This window comes from Nocardioides sp. P4_G4 (assembly GCF_056401085.1).
Genome location: NZ_JBFUKA010000046.1, coordinates 19,351 through 37,253, shown reverse-complemented (window position 1 = coordinate 37,253; position 17,903 = coordinate 19,351). Strand labels below are relative to the sequence as shown.

Below are 17,903 nucleotides of genomic sequence, written 5' to 3'. Positions count from 1 at the left end.
CAGCGCCGTCGGGTCGGGCCCGGCGGCGAGCACCTCGCGCGACGAGCTCGGCAGGACGTGGCGGGCGACCGGGCCGAAGATCCTGCGCAGGTCCTCGACCGTGCCGCCCTGGGCACCGAACCCCGGCGCCAGGACCGGTCCGTTGAAGTCGAGGTCCTCGGCACTGTCGCCGATGGTGGCGCCGATGACGGCCCCGAGGTCGCCCATCGGCGTGAGCCCCTCGTTGCGCGTGCGGAGGTGGCCCAGCACGGTGCCGGCGACGGTGGCCTGCTCACCGGGACGACCGGTGGCGGCGTGCTGCACCTCGGGGCCCTCCTCGTTGGAGGTCAGGGCGAGGACGAACACCCCGGCGCCGTGCCGCCGGGCGGTGGTGACCATGGGGTCCAGCGAGCCGAACCCGAGGTAGGGGCTGGCCGTGATCGCGTCGGAGGCCAGCGGCGAGGCGGGGTCGAGGTAGGCGTCGGCGTACGCCTGGCTGGTCGAGCCGATGTCCCCGCGCTTGACGTCCAGGAGCACCAGGGCACCGGCCGCGCGGGAGTCGGCGATGACCCGCTCCAGGACGGCCACGCCGCGGCTGCCGAACCGCTCGAAGAAGGCGCTCTGTGGCTTGACCACGCTCACCTCGGGGGCGACCGCCTCCACGACCGTCCGGGCGAAGGCCTCCAGGCCGGCCACGTCGTCCGAGAGGCCCCAGTCGTGCAGCAGCGAGACGTGGGGGTCGATGCCGACGCAGAAGCGGCCACGCTCCTGCATGGCGGCGTGCAGGCGGGCGCCGAAGTGCTCGGTCATCGGTGGGTCCTCTCGGGGTGGTCGGCGTCGAGGTCGTCGTCGAGGGCGGCGCGGATCCGGGCCACCGTCGTGGGATCGTGGAGGAGCGCAGTGCCGACCTGGACGGCCACGGCACCGGCGGCGAGGAAGGCACGTGCGGTGTCCGGCCCGTCGACGCCACCGCCGCCCACGACGGTGACGCCCGGAAGCAGCGTGCTCACCTCGTGCACGCAGCGCAGGGCGACGGGCGTGATCGCCGGCCCGGACAGACCGGCGGGGCGGCCGTCGGGCAGGGCCGCGGGGACGGCGTCRCCGAGCACGACGGCGCTGGCCCCGGCGTCGTGCACGGCCCGGGCTCCCTCGACCGCACGCGACAGGTCGGGACGCAGCTTGGCCAGCACCGGGCGGTCGGCGGGGAACTCGCGGCGCACCGCGGCGACCACGCTGGCCGCGTGGTAGGGCTCGCGCACCTCGAAGAGGCCCTCCYCGGCCTGGTCGGGGGCACCGAGGTTGACCTCGAGGCCGGCGACGCCGGGGGCGCGGGACAGCCGCCGGGCCAGCTCGGCGTACTCACCGATGGCCCGGCCGACGATCGACACGTGCACGCGGGCCCCGGCGCGCACCAGCCAGGGCAGCTCGGTGGCCAGGAAGTGCTCGAGGCCGGGGTTCTGGTGGCCGACGGCGTGCACGAGACCGCTGGCGGTCTCGGCCATCCGCGGCGCCGGCCCACCCGGGCGGGCGTCGAGGGTGATCGACCGGGTGACGAAGTCGAGGCCCTCGAGGTCGGCGTACGGCGCCAGCTCGCGGCCCGTGCCGCCGCAGCCGCTGGCGACCATGACCCTCCCCCACGGGATAGCCGGCCTCACCCGAGCTCACCCCAGTGCACGCGGTCGCCGCGGATGACGGGCCCGTCGACGCAGGCGCGCACCCGGCGGGTCACCCCGTCCTCGGCGACCACCGGGACCGGGCACCCCTGGCACAGTCCGGTGCCGCAGGCCATCGGGGTCTCCAGCGCGACCTGGCTCCACGCCCCCCGGCGTTCGGCGCCCGCCGCGACGGCGGCGAGGGTGGACGTCGGGCCGGCGGCGTAGACGACGTCGGCATCGGCGCGCTCGAGGACCTCGTCGAGCAGGGACGGCACGTCGCCGCGCGCGCCCACCGACCCGTCGCGGGTGACCACGCTGACCGAGCGGGCGCTGCGGCGCGCCTCGAGGGCGGAGAGCAGGTGGGCCTCGTCGTCGGCCGCGAGGACGAGCGTGACCGGGCAGCCGCGCTCACGCAGCCGGGCGGCCAGCGGGAAGAGCGGGGCGGCGGCGTACCCCTCACCCACCAGGACGCACGACACGGGCTCACGGGGCAGCGCGAAGGGCCGGCCGAGGGGTCCGGTGACCGGGAGGTGCGCGCCGACCGGGAGCTCGGCGAGCCGGGTGCTGCCGGGGCCGCGGGGCTCGACCACCACGTCGAGGGTGGGGCCGTAGGCGCCGGTCTCCTTCACCCGGTGGATCCACAGCGGTCGGCGGGCCAGCCGGTCGTCGCCGACGCTGACCGCCACGAAGTTGCCGGCCCGGAAGCGCTCAGGGATCCCGGGGGCCGCGATGGTCAGGTGGCGGTAGGCGCCGGCCCGCTTGGTCGCCAGCACCTCGCCGACGACGTGGATCGGTGACGTCATGCCGAGGACAGCCCCGCGACGAGGGTGCGCGGCCACAGGGCGCCCTCGTAGACGAAGGCGGTGTAGCCCTGGACCAGGTCCGCCCCGGCGTCGAGGCGCGCGCGAGCGTCGGCGGCCGTGGTGATGCCACCGACCCCGATCAGGGCCAGGTCGGGCCCGACCCGCTGCCGCACCATCCGCAACACCTCGCCCGCCCGCTCGCGGAGCGGGACGCCGCTCAGTCCGCCGGCACCGATCGCCTCGACGGTCGCGGGATCCGTGCGCAGCCCGTCGCGGCTGATGGTGGTGTTGGTGGCGATGAGTCCGTCGAGCCCGATGGCGACCGCCAGGTCGGCCACGGCGAGCACGTCGTCGTCGTCGAGGTCGGGGGCGATCTTGACGACCAGAGGCACCCGGTCGTCCGGGCGGACCTGGTCGGCGCGACGGCGTACGGCGGTCAGCAGCGGCTCGAGGACCTCGACGGCCTGGAGGTCCCGGAGGCCCGGGGTGTTGGGCGAGCTGACGTTGACGACGAGGTAGTCGGCGTGGGGCGCCAGGAGGCCGGTGGACTTCTCGTAGTCCGCGATCGCGTGCTCGGCCGGGACCACCTTGGTCTTGCCGATGTTGATGCCCAGCACCGGGCCGCCCTCGGGACGGCCCCGGCGGGCCAGCCGGCCGGCGACCGCCTCGGCGCCGTCGTTGTTGAAGCCCATCCGGTTGACGACCGCACGGTCCTGCGGCAGCCGGAAGAGCCGCGGGCGCGGGTTGCCCGGCTGGGGCTCCCCGGTCACCGTCCCGATCTCGACGTGGCCGAAGCCGAGGGCCCCGAGCGCGTCGATGCCGACGCCGTTCTTGTCGAAGCCGGCCGCCAGTCCGAACGCGTGCGGGAAGTGGAGACCCATCGCCTCGACCGGCTCCCCAGCGACCGCCGGCGCCCGACGGGTCGCCGGGGCCGCCGCCCGGATCGCCCGGAACGCCGCGTGGTGGGCGCGCTCCGGGTCGGCCCGGGTCAGGACGTGGTCGAAGAGCAACCGGTAGGGGCGACCCATCAGCGCGCGGTCCTCCCCCGCTGCCAGTCCTGCAGGCTGCGGACACCGATCTCCCCGGCGGTCATCGCCTCGATGCCCTGCACCGCGGCCCCGAGCCCCTGCACCGTGGTGATGCAGGGGATGTCGGCGAGCACCGCCGCCGTACGGATCTCGTAGCCGTCGAGTCGCGCGGAGCCGCCCGTCGAGTAGGGGGTGTTGATGACCAGGTCGATGTCGCCGTCGCGGATGAGCTGGACGGTGGTCTTCTGGCCCTCCGGCCCCTCGCCCTCGTGGTGCTTGCGCACCACGGTGACGCTGACGCCGTTGCGGCGCAGCACCTCCGCGGTGCCCTTGGTGGCCAGGATCTCGAAGCCCCGGTCGGCCAGCACCTTGATCGGGAAGATCATGTTGCGCTTGTCGCGGTTGGCGACCGACACGAAGATCCGGCCGGTCGTGGGCAGCGAGCCGTAGGCCGCCGCCTGGGCCTTGGCGAAGGCGGTGCCGAAGTCGGCGTCGAAGCCCATCACCTCGCCGGTCGACTTCATCTCCGGGCCCAGGACGGTGTCGACGTTGCGGCCGTCGACCGTCTTGAACCGGTTGAACGGCATCACCGCCTCCTTGACCGCGATGGGCGCGTCGGCGGGCAGGCGACCCCCGTCCTGCTCGGGCAGCAGGCCGGCGGTCCGCAGGTCGGCGATGGTCTCGCCGAGCATGACCCGGGCCGCGGCCTTGGCCAGCGGGGTCGCGGTCGCCTTGGAGACGAACGGGACCGTGCGGCTGGCGCGCGGGTTGGCCTCGAGGACGTAGAGGACGTCGGAGCTCAGCGCGAACTGGATGTTGATGAGCCCGCGGACCCCGACGCCCCGCGCGATCGCCTCGGTGGCGTGCCGGATCCGGTCGATCTCGCCCTCCCCCAGGGTGATCGGCGGCAGGGCGCACGACGAGTCGCCGCTGTGGATGCCGGCCTCCTCGATGTGCTCCATCACGCCGCCGAGGAACAGCTCGTGGCCGTCGTAGAGCGCGTCGACGTCGATCTCGACCGCGTCGTCGATGAAGCGGTCGACGAGCACGGGGTGCTCGGGACTGATCTCGGTCGCCGCGTCGATGTAGGCGCGGAGCCGGTCGTCGTCGTAGACGATCTCCATGCCACGGCCGCCCAGGACGTACGACGGGCGCACCAGCACCGGGTAGCCGATGTCGTCGGCGATCCGCTTGGCGTCCGCGAAGGTCACGGCCATACCGTGCTTGGGCGCCGGCAGGCCGGCATCGGAGAGCACCTTGCCGAAGGCGCCGCGCTCCTCGGCGAGGTGGATCGCCTCCGGCGCGGTCCCGACGATCTTGACGCCGGCGTCGGCGAGGCCCTGAGCGAGGCCGAGCGGCGTCTGGCCGCCGAGCTGGCAGATGACTCCCGCGATCGGGCCGGCCTGCTCCTCGGCGTGGACGATCTCCAGGACGTCCTCGAGCGTCAGCGGCTCGAAGTACAGCCGGTCGGACGTGTCGTAGTCGGTGGAGACCGTCTCGGGGTTGCAGTTGACCATGATCGTGTCGTAGCCGGCCTCGCTCAGCGCGAGGGACGCGTGCACGCACGAGTAGTCGAACTCGATGCCCTGGCCGATCCGGTTGGGGCCGCTGCCCAGGATGATGACCGCCTCGCGCYCGCGGGGCACCACCTCGGTCTCCTCGTCGTACGACGAGTAGTGGTACGGCGTGGTGGCCGCGAACTCGGCGGCGCAGGTGTCCACCGTCTTGTAGACCGGCCGCAGGCCGAGCGCCTGGCGGACGCCGCGGACGACGTCCTCGCGCATCCCGCGGATCGCGGCCACCTGGGCGTCGGAGAAGCCGTGCCGCTTGGCGAGGCGCAACGTCTCCACGTCGAGCTTGGGGGCGGCGGCGACCTCGTCGGCGACCTCCTTGATGAGGAAGAGCTGGTCGACGAACCACGGGTCGATCGCGGTGTGCTCGAAGACCTGCTCGGGCGTCGCGCCGGCGCGGATCGCATCCATGACGGTGCGCAGCCGGCCGTCGGTGGGCCGTCGGGACGTCTCGAGGAGCTCCGCGACGTCGCCGACCGGCGCGGCGAAGTCGAAGACCGCGCCCTTGCTCTCCAGCGAGCGCAGTGCCTTCTGGAGGGCCTCGGTGAAGTTGCGGCCGATGGCCATCGCCTCGCCGACGCTCTTCATGTGGGTCGTCAGCGTGGTGTCGGCGCCGGGGAACTTCTCGAACGCGAACCGGGGCACCTTGACCACGACGTAGTCGAGCGTGGGCTCGAAGGACGCCGGGGTCTCGCGGGTGATGTCGTTGCGGATCTCGTCGAGCGTGTAGCCGATGGCCACCTTGGCGGCGATCTTGGCGATCGGGAAGCCGGTGGCCTTGGAGGCGAGCGCGCTGGAGCGGGAGACGCGGGGGTTCATCTCGATGACGATCAGGCGACCGTCCTCGGGGTTGACGGCGTACTGGATGTTGCAGCCGCCGGTGTCGACGCCGACCGCGCGGATGATGGCGATCGCCAGGTCGCGCATCTTCTGGTACTCGCGGTCGGTGAGGGTGAGGGCCGGCGCGACGGTGATCGAGTCGCCGGTGTGCACGCCCATCGGGTCGAGGTTCTCGATCGAGCAGATGATCACCACGTTGTCGGCGGTGTCACGCATGACCTCGAGCTCGTACTCCTTCCAGCCGAGGATGGACTCCTCGAGGAGCACCTCGGTGGTCGGACTGGCCGCGAGGCCGGCGCCGCCGATGCGGCGCAGGTCCTTCTCGTCGTACGCCATCCCGGAGCCGGTGCCGCCCATGGTGAACGACGGGCGGACCACCATCGGGTAGCCGAGGTCGTCGGCGGCCGCGACCAGGTCGTCCATCGAGTGGCAGATGACCGAGCGGGCGCTCTCGCCGCCCAGCTCGGCGACGATCTTCTTGAAGACCTCGCGGTTCTCGCCGCGGTCGATCGCCTCGATGCTGGCGCCGATGAGCTCGACGCCGTACTTCTCCAGCACGCCCTGCTCGTCCAGCGCCATCGCGCAGTTGAGCGCGGTCTGTCCGCCGAGGGTCGCGAGCAGGGCGTCGGGACGCTCCTGGGCGATGACCTTCTCGACGTACTCGGCCGTGATCGGCTCGATGTACGTCGCATCGGCGAACTCGGGGTCGGTCATGATCGTGGCCGGGTTGGAGTTGACCAGGATGACCCGCAGGCCCTCCTCCTTGAGCACCCGGCACGCCTGGGTGCCGGAGTAGTCGAACTCGCACGCCTGGCCGATGATGATCGGCCCGGAGCCGATGACCATCACGCTCTTGATGTCCTCGCGCTTCGGCACCTCAGGCCTCCTTCCGCTCGCGCATGAGATCGACGAACCTGTCGAAGAGGTAGGCCGCGTCGTGCGGGCCCGCCGCCGCCTCCGGGTGGTACTGCACCGAGAAGCTGAGCAGGTCGCCGTCGGGCGAGCGCAGCTCGAGGCCCTCGACCACGTCGTCGTTGAGGCACACGTGGCTGACCGTCGCCTCGCCGTACGGCGTGGTGGTGCTGCCCTCGAGCGGCGCGTCGACGGCGAAGCCGTGGTTGTGCGCGGTCACCTCGACCTTGCCGGTCGTGCGGTCCATCACCGGCTGGTTGATCCCGCGGTGGCCGTAGGTGAGCTTGTAGGTGCCGAAGCCCAGGGCGCGGCCGAAGAGCTGGTTGCCGAAGCAGATCCCGAAGTAGGGCAGCCCCCGGTCGAGGGACGCCTGCAGCAGCTCGACCTGCGCGGTGGTGGCCGCGGGGTCACCGGGGCCGTTGGAGAAGAACAGCCCGTCGGCGCCGGTCGCGACCACCTCCTCGATGCTCGCGGTGGCGGGCAGCACGTGGACCTCGATGCCGCGCTCGCTCATCATCCGCGGGGTGTTGGCCTTGATGCCCAGGTCGACGGCGGCCACCGTGAAGAGCTTCTCGCCGACGGCGGGGACGACGTACGCCTCCTGCGTGGAGACGGCCTCGCTGAGGTTGGCTCCCCGCATCTCGGCCGATCCGCGCACCCGCTCCAGCAGGGCGGCAGGGTCGGTCTCGGTGGTGGAGATGCCGACCCGCATCGCCCCGCGCTCGCGCAGGTGGCGGGTCAGCGCCCGGGTGTCGACGCCGGCGATGCCGACGACGCCCTGCTCGCGCAGCGAGTCGTCGAGCGTGCGCTGCGAGCGCCAGCTGCTGGTGACCCGGGCGGGATCGCGGACGACGTAGCCGGCGACCCAGATGCGCGAGGACTCGGGGTCCTCGTCGTTCATGCCGGTGTTGCCGACGTGGGGGGCGGTCATCACGACCACCTGGCGGTGGTAGCTCGGGTCGGTGAGGGTCTCCTGGTAGCCGGTCATGCCGGTGGAGAACACCGCCTCACCGAAGGTCTCACCCTCGGCTCCGAAGGCATCGCCTCGGAAGGTGCGCCCGTCCTCGAGGACGAGCAGTGCGGGCGCGCGTGCAGGCAACGCCGACCTCCTTCTCCGCCTCACAGGACGGATCGTTAAAGGATGTTTCTGCGACGGTGACCCTACCAGCGACGGGCGTGTGTCCGAGACCACGCACCGCGGTGCGGGTGATCCGGTGCCGGGCCGGGCAGGGTGGGTCCATACCGACGGTATGTCACCCCCGGACCCACGGAGCCCTCATGACCCGCACTGCTGCCCGCGCCGCCCTGGCGACCGGCGCCCTGCTCGCCGCGAGCCTCGGCGCGCTGGGCACGGTTGTCCCGGCCCAGGCCGGGCTGACCATTCCCGTCAACTGCGCGACGGAGGGTGAGGACGGCGTGGTCCTGGCCTACGACGACACGACGTACGTGCTCGAGGGCGTGTGCGGCACCGTGCGGGTCACCGCCGACGACGCGGTCGTGACCATGCCGACCGCGACGCACCTGTTCGTCACGGGCGAGCGGAGCCGGGTGACGGCGAAGTCGCAGGGCGAGGTCGTCGTGGCCGGCGCCGACAACCGCGTGGACGCCACCTCGGTGGCGACCCTGCTGGTCTCCGGGCCGCGGACCGCCGTCACCTCCCCCGGCCTCGTCGAGCAGGTGCGCATCACCGCCGCCGGCGCCTCGGTCACCGCCGATCGCGTCCACGACGTGGTGGTCCGCGGGTCGGGCAACGCGGTGGCCGCCCGCCGCGGCTTCACCACGAGGGTCGTCGGGGACGCCAACACCGTCACCCACCGACGCCTCGACCGGCTCCGGGTGCGTGGGGACGGCAACACCGTGGAGGTCACCCGCAGCCGACCCCGGATGCGGGTCACCGGCACCGGCAACGTGGTGCGGGTCCCGAGGCACTGACGCCCGCTCACGCCAGCACGAGCCCGCTCCCCTGCCACCGGCGCCGCAGCCACCGGTCGTGGCTGGCCACGACCACCGTCCCTGCGGTGGTGCCGATGGCCTCCTCGAGCTCACCGGCCAGAGCCAGTGAGACGTGGTTGGTCGGCTCGTCGAGCAGCAACAGGTCCGGTCCGGTCGCCACGGCGACCGCCAGCCCGAGTCGCCTTCTCTGGCCCACCGACAGCGCCCCGACCGGTCGCTGGTGGTCGCGCGGGTGGAGCAGGCCCAGCTCCCGCAGGGGCGGGGCCTCGTCGTGCGTCAGCGCGTCGTACGTCGCGTGGGCGCTGCGACCCATCTCGGCGAACACGACGTCCTGCGCCAGCTCGGCCACCCGGCGGGCACCCACCTGGACGGTGCCCCGGTCGGGGGCGACCCGGCCGGCCAGCACTCCCAGCAGCGTCGACTTCCCGGCCCCGTTGCCCCCGCTCACCAGCACGTGCTCGCCGGCGTGGACGTCGAGGCGGTCCAGCCGCAGCCGGCCGTCGACGGCGAGGTCGCGGACCAGCACCAGCCTCCCGGACGTCCCGGTGTCCGCCAGCCGGCCACCGAATCGCAGCGGCGCGGGCGGCTTGCGGACCTGGTCGCGCTCGGCGACCTCGAGCCGCCGGCCGGCGTCCGCCTTCCGGCGGGACAGGGTGCGGTCGACCCGCGACCCCTTGAAGGCGCGGATGAACTTGTCGTTGTCGGTCGGCCCCCGGTTGTGGGCGATGGCACCGGTCCCGATCCGGGTCGCGGCCCGCAACGCGTCCAGCTCCTCCTGCTGGGCGGCGTAGGCCTCCTCCCACCGGCGCCGGGCGTCGCGCCGGTGCTCCTCGTAGGCGCTCCATCCACCCCCGAAGCGGCGACCCCCCTCACCGTCGGTGCCGAAGGCGCTCGGGTCGAGGTCCACCAGGTCGGTGGCGACGTCGTCGAGGAAGACCCGGTCGTGGCTCGCGAAGAGCACCACCCCCGGCAGGTCGACCAGGAAGCCGCTCAGCACCTCGAGGGCCGCGTCGTCGAGGTGGTTGGTGGGCTCGTCGAGCAGCAGGCAGGTCGGCCGGGTCGTCATGATCGTGGCGAGGGCCAGCCGGGTGCGCTGGCCGCCCGAGAGCGACCCGATCCGCCGCCCGGGGTCGACCGCGTCGAGGCCCAGCCGTGCGGCGGCGAGCTCCGCGCGCCGGTCGGCGTCCCAGGCGTCGTGGGCCAGGGCCCACTCCAGGGCCCGGTCGTAGGCCGCTGCGGACTCGTGCGGGTCGACGGCCGGGTCGTCCAACGCGGCGGCGAGCCGCTCGACGTCGGCCACCGCGCGCCGCAGCGGAGCCAGCGTCCGGGCCAGCACGTCGGCGACCGAGGCGTCGTCGGAGAAGGGAGGCTCCTGGCCGAGCGTGACGAGGTCGTCGGGTCGCTCGAGTGTGCCGGCCACGGTGGCGGTGGCCGGCAGCCGGCCGGCCACGGCTCGCAGCAGGGTCGACTTGCCGACGCCGTTCTCCCCGACCAGGCCGATGCGGCGGCCGGGCTGGGCGAGCAGGTCGATGGCGGTCAGTACGGGGCGCGCGCCGTACGACACGGAGAGATCGCGGACGACGAGGGGCTGGAGTGCAGACATGGGCGGGCCTTCGCGGGAGTGCGGTGACTCGCCGGGCACCTCGGAGGAGGTCGGCCGCGGGCGCGAGTCAGGTCAGGCCGGGATCCACATGATGGGGCGAGCGTATCCGGACGCGGCTCGTCCTGTCGCGCCCTTATCGTCGGTGCGTGCACCACCTCACCCGCGAGCAGGCGCGGCGGATCGCCGTCCGCGCCCAGCTCCTCGACGCCGACCGGCCGACCGACCTGCTCGAGGTGGTCCGGCACCTCACCCTGCTGCAGGTGGAGCCGACCGCGGCGGTGGCCCCGAGCGCCCACGTGGTGGCGTGGTCGCGCCTGGGGGCGGCCCACCGGACGTCGGTGCTCGAGGACCTGGTGGCCGACGGGTCCCTTGTCGAGCTCCACTCCATGCTCCGACCGGCGGAGGACCTCGCGCTCTACCGCGCCGAGATGGCCGTCTGGCCGGGCACGGGCGACCTCAAGGACTGGCAGGTCGACCTCCGCGGCTGGGTGGAGGCCAACGACGACACGAGGCGCGACATCCTCGCCCAGCTGCACGACGAGGGGCCGTGCACGGCGCGCGAGCTGCCGGACACGACGCTGGTCCCGTGGCGCTCGAGCGGGTGGAACGACGACCGCAACGTGCGACGCCTGCTCGACATGATGGTCCAGCGCGGCGAGGTGGCGGTCGCCGGCACCGAGGGTCGCGACAAGCTCTGGGACCTCGCCGAGCGGGTCTACCCGGACGATCCGGAGGTGCCGCTGGAGGAGGCGTTCCGGATCCGCGGCGAGCGGCGGCTGCGGGCCCTGGGCATCGCCCGGCTCCGCGCCACGGTCTCCCCCGGCGAGCCCAACGACGTCGGCCCCGCCGGGGAGGAGGCCACGATCGAGGGCCTGCGCCGCACGTGGCGGGTCGACCCGGCGTACCTCGAGGACCTCGACGACTTCGCGGGCCGGACCGCACTGCTCTCCCCGCTCGACCGGCTGGTCTTCGACCGCAGGCGGATGGAGGAGATCTTCGACTTCGACTACCAGCTCGAGATGTACAAGCCGGCGGCCAAGCGACGGTTCGGCTACTGGGCGCTCCCGGTCCTGCACGGTGACGCACTGGTCGGCAAGGTCGACGCGACGGCCGACCGGGCCGCGGGTGTGCTGCGTGTCGACGCCGTCCACGAGGACCACCGGTGGAGCCGGGCCCTCCGGAGCGCCGTGCACGACGAGATCGCGTCGCTGGGACGCTGGCTGGACCTGGTCGTGGAGGGCTGAGGGGTCAGGGACCGAGTGGTCAGGACCACCGGCCCCGCAGGACGTCGTACAGCGTGGCCGGGCCGTCCTCGCTCGGGACGCCGTTGCGCATCACCAGCTGCAGGGCGCCTTCGTGCACCTGCACCGAGATCTCCCACGTCCAGCCGGGCGCGTACTCGTAGCCGACCGTCGCCCCGACCCCGGAGCCGACTCCGGTGAGAAGCACGACGTCGCGCTGGTGCCAGCTGTCCACCCAGGCGGCGGTGACCGTGCCGTCCTCGTCCGGGACCCCGAGCATCAGGGTGCCCTCCTGCGGACCGTCCTCGGCGTGCGTCCACGTGTACGCGACCAGGAGCGCGCGGCCGGACGCGGACTCGGCCACCGAGACCGACGAGCCACCGCCCTCGAAGTCGTCGGTCGGGAGCAGGCGGAAGTCGTAGGTCCCCTGACCGTTGCCCAGCGGGATGTCGTACGGCGTGGCCATGGCGCCTCCTCAGGCGACGAAGATGCAGAACGGATGGCCCTCGGGGTCGGCGAAGACGTAGAGCGGCTCGTCCTCGTCGTCGGTGCGGTCCAGCAGGACGGTCGCACCCAGGGCGATGGCTCGGTCGTGCTGCGCAGTCAGCTCCTCGGTGCCGGGGACGGTGAGATCGAGGTGGAGCTGCATGGGGACCTGCTGGCTCGGCCACGTGGTGCGGGCCTGCTCCGCGACCTGCTGGAAGGCCAGCACGCGGCCACCTCCCGGGCGCGTCAGCACCAGCCAGTCCAGGTCGTCGACGGCGCCGGCGCCCGCGGGCACCTCGTCCCCGGACCGGTAGACCAGCCCCAGCAGCTCGCGCCAGAACTCGGCCTCGCGGCGTACGTCGACCGCGTCCAGGACCGTGTGCAGCAGCTGCGGGTGCGCCATCAGTAGAGGCCCTTGTCGTAGTTCTCCGGCCGGTAGTAGGCGTCGAGGTCGGCCAGCGACTGCCCGGCCACGGGCTCGAGCCGCTCGGCGATGACGGCCCGCCGCGGCACGGCCTCGGTCGGTGCCCACGACTCGGGGTCCCACAGCCGGGAGCGCGAGAACGCCTTCGCGCAGTGGAAGAAGACCGTCTCGATCTCCACGACCAGGGCCAGGATCGGCCGCTTCTCGTGGACCGACATCGCGTCGAAGAACGGGGCGTCGTCGACCAGCCGGGCCCGGCCGTTGATGCGCAGGGTGTCGCCGCGTCCGGGGATGAGGAAGTCGAGGCCGACCTGGGGGTTCGCGATGACGTTGCGGTAGCCGTCGACCCTCCGGTTGCCGGGGCGCTCGGCCAACGCGATGGTGCGGTCGTCGACGACGTGGACGAGCCGGCCCGGCGGGTCGCCCTTGGGGCTGGCGTCGCAGCGCCCCTCGTCGTCCGAGGTGGCCAGCACGCAGAACGGGGTGGCCGCCAGCCAGGCCCGGTCGATGTCGCTGAGCACCGAGCGCTCCTTGGTCGCGGCGCGCTCCCCCGGCTCGCCGACGATCGCCTCCAGCTGCTCGAGCGTGGTGATCTCCATGCGGAGAGCCTAGGACTCCAGCACCCCGTCGCGGACCGTGAGCCGTCCGGCGTGCACGGTGTGCACGACCCGGGAGGCGAGCTCGCGACCGTGCCACGGGTTGTTGCGCGACAGCGAGACCGAGGCGGCGCGGTCGACGGTCACCGTCGCCGCCGGGTCCACCAGCGTGACGTGCGCCGGGGTGCCGAGGGCGAGCGATCCGTGGTCGTCCAGTCCGGCGATGCGGGCCGGCGTGGTCGACATGACCTGGCCGATCCGTGCCCAGGAGAGGTCCGGCAGCGCGGTGCGGACCACACCGAGCGCCGTCTCCAGCCCGAGCATGCCGAAGGCCGCGTCGGTGAACGCGTGCTCCTTGTCGTGGCGGGCGTGCGGGGCGTGGTCGGTGGCGACGGCGTCGATGGTGCCGTCGGCCAGTGCGGCGCGGAGCGCGTCGACGTCCTCCTGCGGGCGCAGCGGCGGGTTGACCTTGTACGTCGGGTCGTAGCCGGTGAGCAGGTCGGTGGTGAGCAGCAGGTGGTGCGGCGTCACCTCGGCGGTGACGTCGATCCCCTGGGCCTTGGCCCAGCGCAGGACCTCCACCGAGCCGGCCGTGGACACGTGGGCGATGTGGACGCGCGAGCCGGTGTGGCGGGCCAGCATCACGTCACGGGCCACGATGACCTCCTCGGCGATCCCGGGCCACCCGGGCAGGCCGAGGCGGCCGGACAGCTCGCCCTCGTGGCAGCAGGATGTGGGGCCCGCGAGCGTCGGGTCCTGGGCGTGCTGGGAGACCACGCCACCGAACGCCTTGACGTACTCCAGCGCACGCCGCATCACGCGGGCGTCGTGGACGCACGTGCCGTCGTCGGAGAAGACCCGCACCCGGGCGCGCGACCGCGCCATCAGGCCCAGCTCGGCGAGCTCCTCGCCGCCGAGGCCACGGGTGACGGCACCGACGGGCTGGACATGGACGAGTCCGGCCTCGCGGCCGAGGTCGAGGACGCGCAGGGCTGCCTCGGCCGTGTCGGTGACCGGCGAGGTGTTCGCCATCRCCAGCACGGCCGTGTAGCCGCCGACCGCGGCGGCGCGCGAGCCGGTGAKGATCGTCTCGGCGTCCTCGCGACCGGGCTCGCGCAGGTGCGTGTGCAGGTCGACGAGACCCGGCAGCGCGACGAGGCCGTCGGCGTCGAGGACCTCGGCACCCGCGGGCGCCTCGTCCACGAGCAGGCCCGCGGCGTCGACGTACAGGTCCCCGGTCCTCTCGCCCAGCAGCGAGGCGCCGGTGATCACCAGCCCATGTTCCAGGCCCATCAGGACTCCTCTCCGGCAAGCAGGTGGTAGAGCACGGCCATCCGGACGGCCAGACCGCTGGAGACCTGCTCCAGCACGACCGACTGGGCGGCGTCCGCGGCGTCCGCGGCGATCTCGAGACCGCGGTTCATCGGGCCGGGGTGGCAGATGGGGGCGTCCGGCTTGAGGGTCGCGAGCCGGTCGCGGGTGAGTCCGTAGCCGACCGTGTACTCCCGCGCGCTGGGGAAGTAGCCGCCCGACATCCGCTCCCGCTGGACGCGCAGCATCATCACCGCGTCGGCGTCCGGCAGCACGGCATCCACGTCGTACGACGTCTCGAAGCCGGCCGCACGCGACCACGCGGCGATACCGCTGGGCATCAGCGTGGGGGGCGCGACCACGGTGACCCGCGCGCCGAGCTTGGTCAGGCACAGGACGTTGGAGCGGAAGACCCGGCTGTGGGTCAGGTCGCCCACCAGCACGACGTGGCGGCCCTCGAGCGAGCCGAGGCGGCGCTGCAGCGTGTAGGCGTCGAGCAGCGCCTGCGTCGGGTGCTCGTGCATCCCGTCGCCGGCGTTGATGACCGCGGCGTCGACCCACTGGCTGACCTGGTGCGCAGCCCCGGACGCGGGGTGGCGGATCACCAGACCGTCCACGCCCATCGCGCAGACGGTGAGGACGGTGTCGCGCAGGCTCTCGCCCTTGGACGCGCTGGAGCCCTTGCCGGAGATGTTGATGACGTCGGCCGAGAGCCACTTGCCGGCGATCTCGAAGCTCGAGCGGGTGCGCGTCGAGTCCTCGAAGAACATGTTGATGACCGTGCGGCCGCGCAGTGCGGGCAGCTTCTTGACCTCGCGGCGCTGCACGTCGTGCATGTCGGCGGCGGTCTCGAAGATCTCCGCGATCGCGTCGACGGAGAGGTCGTCGATGGAGAGCAGGTTCTTCACGCGATGGTCACCTCGTCCAGGTCGTCGACCTCGGCCACCCGCACGCTGACACGCTCGCTGCGGGCACTGGGGAGGTTCTTGCCGACGTGGTCGGCTCGGATGGGCAGCTCGCGGTGGCCGCGGTCGACCAGCACGGCGAGGCGCACCGCCGAGGGTCGGCCGAGGTCGGCGAGCGCGTCGAGGGCGGCCCGGATGGTGCGGCCGGAGAAGAGCACGTCGTCGACGAGCACCACGACCTTGCCGTCGATGCCGCCGGGCGGGAGCTCGGTCTTGTGCGAGCGCCGCGTCGGCTGCGTGCGCAGGTCGTCGCGGTACATCGTCACGTCGAGCTCCCCGACCGCGACCGCGGTGCCCTCCACGCTGGCGATGCGCTCGCCGATGCGGCGGGCCAACGGGACGCCACGGGTGTGGAGGCCGAGGAGGACGAGGTCGGCGGCGCCCTTGTTGCGCTCGAGGATCTCGTGGGAGATGCGGGTCAGGGCCCGGGCGATGTCACCGGAGTCCAGCACGATGCGAGGGTCGGCCATGCGGCCCGAGACCTCCTTCTCCGCCTCACGGGACGGTCAGTTAAAGGATGTCGAACGCCGCAGACGTTACCAGCCCGGGCTCGCGTACTGTCGAGGCAACCGGCGCGTGCCCGGTCCCAGGTCAGGAGCTCGTCATGAGCCTCCGCTTCAACGCCGCCTACCGCTGGGGCGTCACTCCGTGGAAGAAGGCCGGCCGCGAGAGTCGCGCCTCCTTCGACCTCCTCCTCGACCGCGAGGAGCAGGACCGTGGTCCGCACCTGGGCCGCGCCCTCGACCTCGGGTGCGGCACCGGCGAGCGCACCCGCCGCCTCGTCGAGCGTGGCTGGGACGCCGTCGGCATCGACGACGTGCGGCAGGCCGTCGACATCGCCGTCCGCCACTCGAACGACGCCGCGACCCGGTTCGTCATCGGCGACGTCCGCCACCTGGTCCACTCGGGCGTCGGCGGTGGCTTCTCCCTCGTCCTCGACGTCGGCTGCTTCGAGAGCCTGGGGCGGGACGACCGCGCCCTGGCGGCCGCGGGGATCACCCAGCTGACCACACCGGACGCCACCGTCCTGCTCATGACGACGGGACCGCACGGGCCTTCGCGGCACTCCCACGGCGCCACCCGGGAGGACGTCGAGGCCGCCTTCGCCGGGTGGCGGGTCACCGGCGTCGAGCCCGCCGACGACCACGGGATGTCCCGGGCCCGCGGGCGGCTCTCGCCGACCTGGTACCACCTCCGCAAGAGCTGACCGGTCAGCGCTCGAGGATCGCCACGACGCCCTGTCCCCCGGCGGCGCAGATGGAGATCAGCCCGCGGCCGCCCTCRCCTGTGGACGCCACCTTCTCGTCCAGGATGTGGGCCAGGGTGTTGATGATCCGGCCACCGGTCGCGGCGAAGGGGTGCGCCGCGGCGAGCGAGGAGCCGGTGACGTTGAGCTTGTCGCGGTCGATCGCGCCGAGCGGCTCGTCGAGGCCGAGGCGCTGCTGGCAGAACACCGGGTCCTCCCAGGCCGCCAGGGTGGAGAGCACCTGCGAGGCGAACGCCTCGTGGATCTCGTAGTAGTCGAAGTCCTGGAGCGAGAGACCGTTGCGCGCGAGCATCCGCGGGACGGCGTACGCCGGGGCCATCAGCAGGCCCTCGTGGCCGTTGACGTAGTCGACCGCGGCGGTCTCGTGGTCGACGAACCACGCGAGCACCGGGAGGTCGTGCGCGGCGGCCCACTCCTCGGACGAGAGGAGCACGACGGAGGCCCCGTCGCTCAGCGGGGTGCTGTTCCCTGCGGTCATCGTGGCGGCCTCGCCCCTGCCGAAGACGGGCTTGAGCGTGGACAGCTTCTCGACGGTCGAGTCCGCGCGCAGGTTGTTGTCGCGCTCGACACCGCGGAACGGCGTGACCTGGTCGTCGAAGAAGCCGCGGTCGTACGCCGCCGCCATCTTCTGGTGCGACGAGGCGGCCAGCTCGTCCTGGGCCTCCCGGGTGATCCGCCACTCCAGGGCGGTGAGGGCGGCGTGCTCGCCCATCGAGAGCCGGGTGCGGGGCTCGCCGTTCTGCGGGATCTCGAGGCCGATGTCACCGGGGCGGATCTGGCCGAGCGCGCTCAGCTTGCCCTTCGTGTCCCGGGCGGCGTTGACCCTCATCAGCTTCTTGCGGAGCTTGTCGCTGATCGCGACCGGGGCGTCCGAGGTGGTGTCGGTGCCGCCCGCGATGCCGACGTCGATCCGGCCGAGGGCGATCTTGTCGGCGACCTGGATCGCCGCCTGCAGGCCGGTGCCACAGGCCTGCTGGATGTCCGTGGCCGGGGTCTCGGCGGACAGCTTCGAGCCCAGCACCGACTCGCGCGTCAGGTTGAAGTCGCGGGCATGCTTGAGGACCGCGCCGGCCACGACCTCGCCGAGCCGCTCGCCCTCCAGCCCGTAGCGGGTGACCAGGCCGTCGATGGCGGCCGTGAGCATCTCCTGGTTGGAGACGTCGGCGTAGACGGTGTTGGAGCGGGCGAAGGGGATGCGGTTGCCACCGAGGACGGCGACGCGACGGGTCGAGGAGCTCATGCTCCTATCCTAGGGTGGACGCCGAGTTA

At 73.1% G+C, this 17,903-nt stretch carries 17 protein-coding genes; 3 read left to right on the top strand and 14 right to left on the bottom strand.

Annotated features, from left to right (window positions below):
- The 6 genes from pyrF to carA all read right to left on the bottom strand — a co-directional run.
- Positions 1-789: orotidine-5'-phosphate decarboxylase (gene pyrF / locus AC1DQF_RS12250; RefSeq protein WP_477525498.1), on the bottom strand; the 789-nt coding region annotated here is incomplete at its 3' end.
- Positions 786-1,604, bottom strand: coding sequence for a tRNA-dihydrouridine synthase (locus tag AC1DQF_RS12245; protein ID WP_477525497.1), 819 nt, complete (start codon positions 1,602-1,604; stop codon positions 786-788). The genes AC1DQF_RS12245 and pyrF, both read right to left, overlap by 4 nt.
- Before the next feature lie 26 nt (positions 1,605-1,630).
- Positions 1,631-2,437 (bottom strand): iron-sulfur cluster-binding protein, encoded by an 807-nt coding sequence (locus AC1DQF_RS12240; RefSeq protein WP_477525496.1) that lies wholly within the window; start codon positions 2,435-2,437, stop codon positions 1,631-1,633.
- Entirely contained in the window at positions 2,434-3,465 is a 1,032-nt protein-coding gene (locus tag AC1DQF_RS12235) for a quinone-dependent dihydroorotate dehydrogenase (RefSeq protein ID WP_477525495.1), read from the bottom strand. Before AC1DQF_RS12235 ends, AC1DQF_RS12240 begins: the two co-directional genes overlap by 4 nt.
- Positions 3,465-6,752, bottom strand: a complete 3,288-nt coding sequence (gene carB, locus AC1DQF_RS12230) for a carbamoyl-phosphate synthase large subunit (RefSeq protein WP_477525494.1) — start codon at positions 6,750-6,752, stop codon at positions 3,465-3,467. Before carB ends, AC1DQF_RS12235 begins: the two co-directional genes overlap by 1 nt.
- A gap of 1 nt (position 6,753) precedes the next feature.
- Positions 6,754-7,887: a glutamine-hydrolyzing carbamoyl-phosphate synthase small subunit gene (gene carA, locus AC1DQF_RS12225; protein WP_477525493.1), complete on the bottom strand. Its 1,134-nt coding sequence runs from the start codon at positions 7,885-7,887 to the stop codon at positions 6,754-6,756.
- A gap of 179 nt (positions 7,888-8,066) precedes the next feature.
- Between carA and AC1DQF_RS12220 the strand changes: the two genes are divergently transcribed.
- Positions 8,067-8,720, top strand: a complete 654-nt coding sequence (locus AC1DQF_RS12220) for a hypothetical protein (protein ID WP_477525492.1) — start codon at positions 8,067-8,069, stop codon at positions 8,718-8,720.
- Positions 8,721-8,727: 7 nt separating this feature from the next.
- On the opposite strand, the gene AC1DQF_RS12215 is transcribed toward AC1DQF_RS12220, so the two are convergent.
- Positions 8,728-10,344: an ABC-F family ATP-binding cassette domain-containing protein gene (locus AC1DQF_RS12215; RefSeq protein ID WP_477525491.1), complete on the bottom strand. Its 1,617-nt coding sequence runs from the start codon at positions 10,342-10,344 to the stop codon at positions 8,728-8,730.
- Positions 10,345-10,490: 146 nt separating this feature from the next.
- Here AC1DQF_RS12215 and AC1DQF_RS12210 point away from each other — a divergent pair, with 146 nt between their 5' ends.
- Positions 10,491-11,588: a DNA glycosylase AlkZ-like family protein gene (locus AC1DQF_RS12210; RefSeq protein ID WP_477525490.1), complete on the top strand. Its 1,098-nt coding sequence runs from the start codon at positions 10,491-10,493 to the stop codon at positions 11,586-11,588.
- Positions 11,589-11,607: 19 nt separating this feature from the next.
- Here AC1DQF_RS12210 and AC1DQF_RS12205 read toward each other — a convergent pair whose 3' ends face one another.
- Genes AC1DQF_RS12205 through pyrR form a run of 6 tightly spaced genes read right to left on the bottom strand, consistent with a single transcriptional unit; the run spans position 11,608 to position 15,837 of the window.
- Complete coding sequence (locus tag AC1DQF_RS12205) at positions 11,608-12,051, bottom strand: hypothetical protein (RefSeq protein WP_477525489.1); 444 nt, start codon at positions 12,049-12,051, stop codon at positions 11,608-11,610.
- Between the two features lie 9 nt (positions 12,052-12,060).
- Positions 12,061-12,474, bottom strand: coding sequence for a VOC family protein (locus AC1DQF_RS12200; protein ID WP_477525488.1), 414 nt, complete (start codon positions 12,472-12,474; stop codon positions 12,061-12,063).
- Entirely contained in the window at positions 12,474-13,094 is a 621-nt protein-coding gene (locus AC1DQF_RS12195) for a pyridoxamine 5'-phosphate oxidase family protein (protein ID WP_477525487.1), read from the bottom strand. Before AC1DQF_RS12195 ends, AC1DQF_RS12200 begins: the two co-directional genes overlap by 1 nt.
- A gap of 9 nt (positions 13,095-13,103) precedes the next feature.
- Positions 13,104-14,384 carry a dihydroorotase gene (locus AC1DQF_RS12190; protein WP_477525486.1) on the bottom strand — a complete coding sequence of 427 codons (1,281 nt, stop codon included), beginning with the start codon at positions 14,382-14,384 and terminating at the stop codon, positions 13,104-13,106.
- The gene (locus AC1DQF_RS12185; RefSeq protein ID WP_477525485.1) at positions 14,384-15,310 is read right to left on the bottom strand and encodes an aspartate carbamoyltransferase catalytic subunit; all 927 of its coding nucleotides are present in this window, start codon (positions 15,308-15,310) and stop codon (positions 14,384-14,386) included. Before AC1DQF_RS12185 ends, AC1DQF_RS12190 begins: the two co-directional genes overlap by 1 nt.
- Positions 15,307-15,837, bottom strand: a complete 531-nt coding sequence (gene pyrR / locus AC1DQF_RS12180) for a bifunctional pyr operon transcriptional regulator/uracil phosphoribosyltransferase PyrR (protein WP_477525484.1) — start codon at positions 15,835-15,837, stop codon at positions 15,307-15,309. The genes AC1DQF_RS12185 and pyrR overlap by 4 nt, the downstream gene beginning before the upstream one ends.
- A 134-nt stretch (positions 15,838-15,971) precedes the next feature.
- Between pyrR and AC1DQF_RS12175 the strand changes: the two genes are divergently transcribed.
- Positions 15,972-16,574: a class I SAM-dependent methyltransferase gene (locus AC1DQF_RS12175; RefSeq protein ID WP_477525483.1), complete on the top strand. Its 603-nt coding sequence runs from the start codon at positions 15,972-15,974 to the stop codon at positions 16,572-16,574.
- 4 nt (positions 16,575-16,578) lie between these two features.
- On the opposite strand, the gene AC1DQF_RS12170 is transcribed toward AC1DQF_RS12175, so the two are convergent.
- Complete coding sequence (locus AC1DQF_RS12170; RefSeq protein WP_477525482.1) at positions 16,579-17,874, bottom strand: acetyl-CoA C-acetyltransferase; 1,296 nt, start codon at positions 17,872-17,874, stop codon at positions 16,579-16,581.
- Between the last annotated feature and the right edge of the window lie 29 nt (positions 17,875-17,903).

Excerpts from the sequence above, each read along its gene's own strand:
- AC1DQF_RS12240 (WP_477525496.1), bottom strand. The coding sequence starts at position 2,437 with ATGACGTCACCGATCCACGTCGTCGGCGAGGTGCTGGCGACCAAGCGG.
- AC1DQF_RS12235 (WP_477525495.1), bottom strand. The coding sequence starts at position 3,465 with ATGGGTCGCCCCTACCGGTTGCTCTTCGACCACGTCCTGACCCGGGCC.
- AC1DQF_RS12220 (WP_477525492.1), top strand. The coding sequence starts at position 8,067 with ATGACCCGCACTGCTGCCCGCGCCGCCCTGGCGACCGGCGCCCTGCTC.
- AC1DQF_RS12215 (WP_477525491.1), bottom strand. The coding sequence starts at position 10,344 with ATGTCTGCACTCCAGCCCCTCGTCGTCCGCGATCTCTCCGTGTCGTAC.
- AC1DQF_RS12205 (WP_477525489.1), bottom strand. The coding sequence starts at position 12,051 with ATGGCCACGCCGTACGACATCCCGCTGGGCAACGGTCAGGGGACCTAC.
- AC1DQF_RS12200 (WP_477525488.1), bottom strand. The coding sequence starts at position 12,474 with ATGGCGCACCCGCAGCTGCTGCACACGGTCCTGGACGCGGTCGACGTA.
- AC1DQF_RS12195 (WP_477525487.1), bottom strand. The coding sequence starts at position 13,094 with ATGGAGATCACCACGCTCGAGCAGCTGGAGGCGATCGTCGGCGAGCCG.
- pyrR (WP_477525484.1), bottom strand. The coding sequence starts at position 15,837 with ATGGCCGACCCTCGCATCGTGCTGGACTCCGGTGACATCGCCCGGGCC.
- AC1DQF_RS12175 (WP_477525483.1), top strand. The coding sequence starts at position 15,972 with ATGAGCCTCCGCTTCAACGCCGCCTACCGCTGGGGCGTCACTCCGTGG.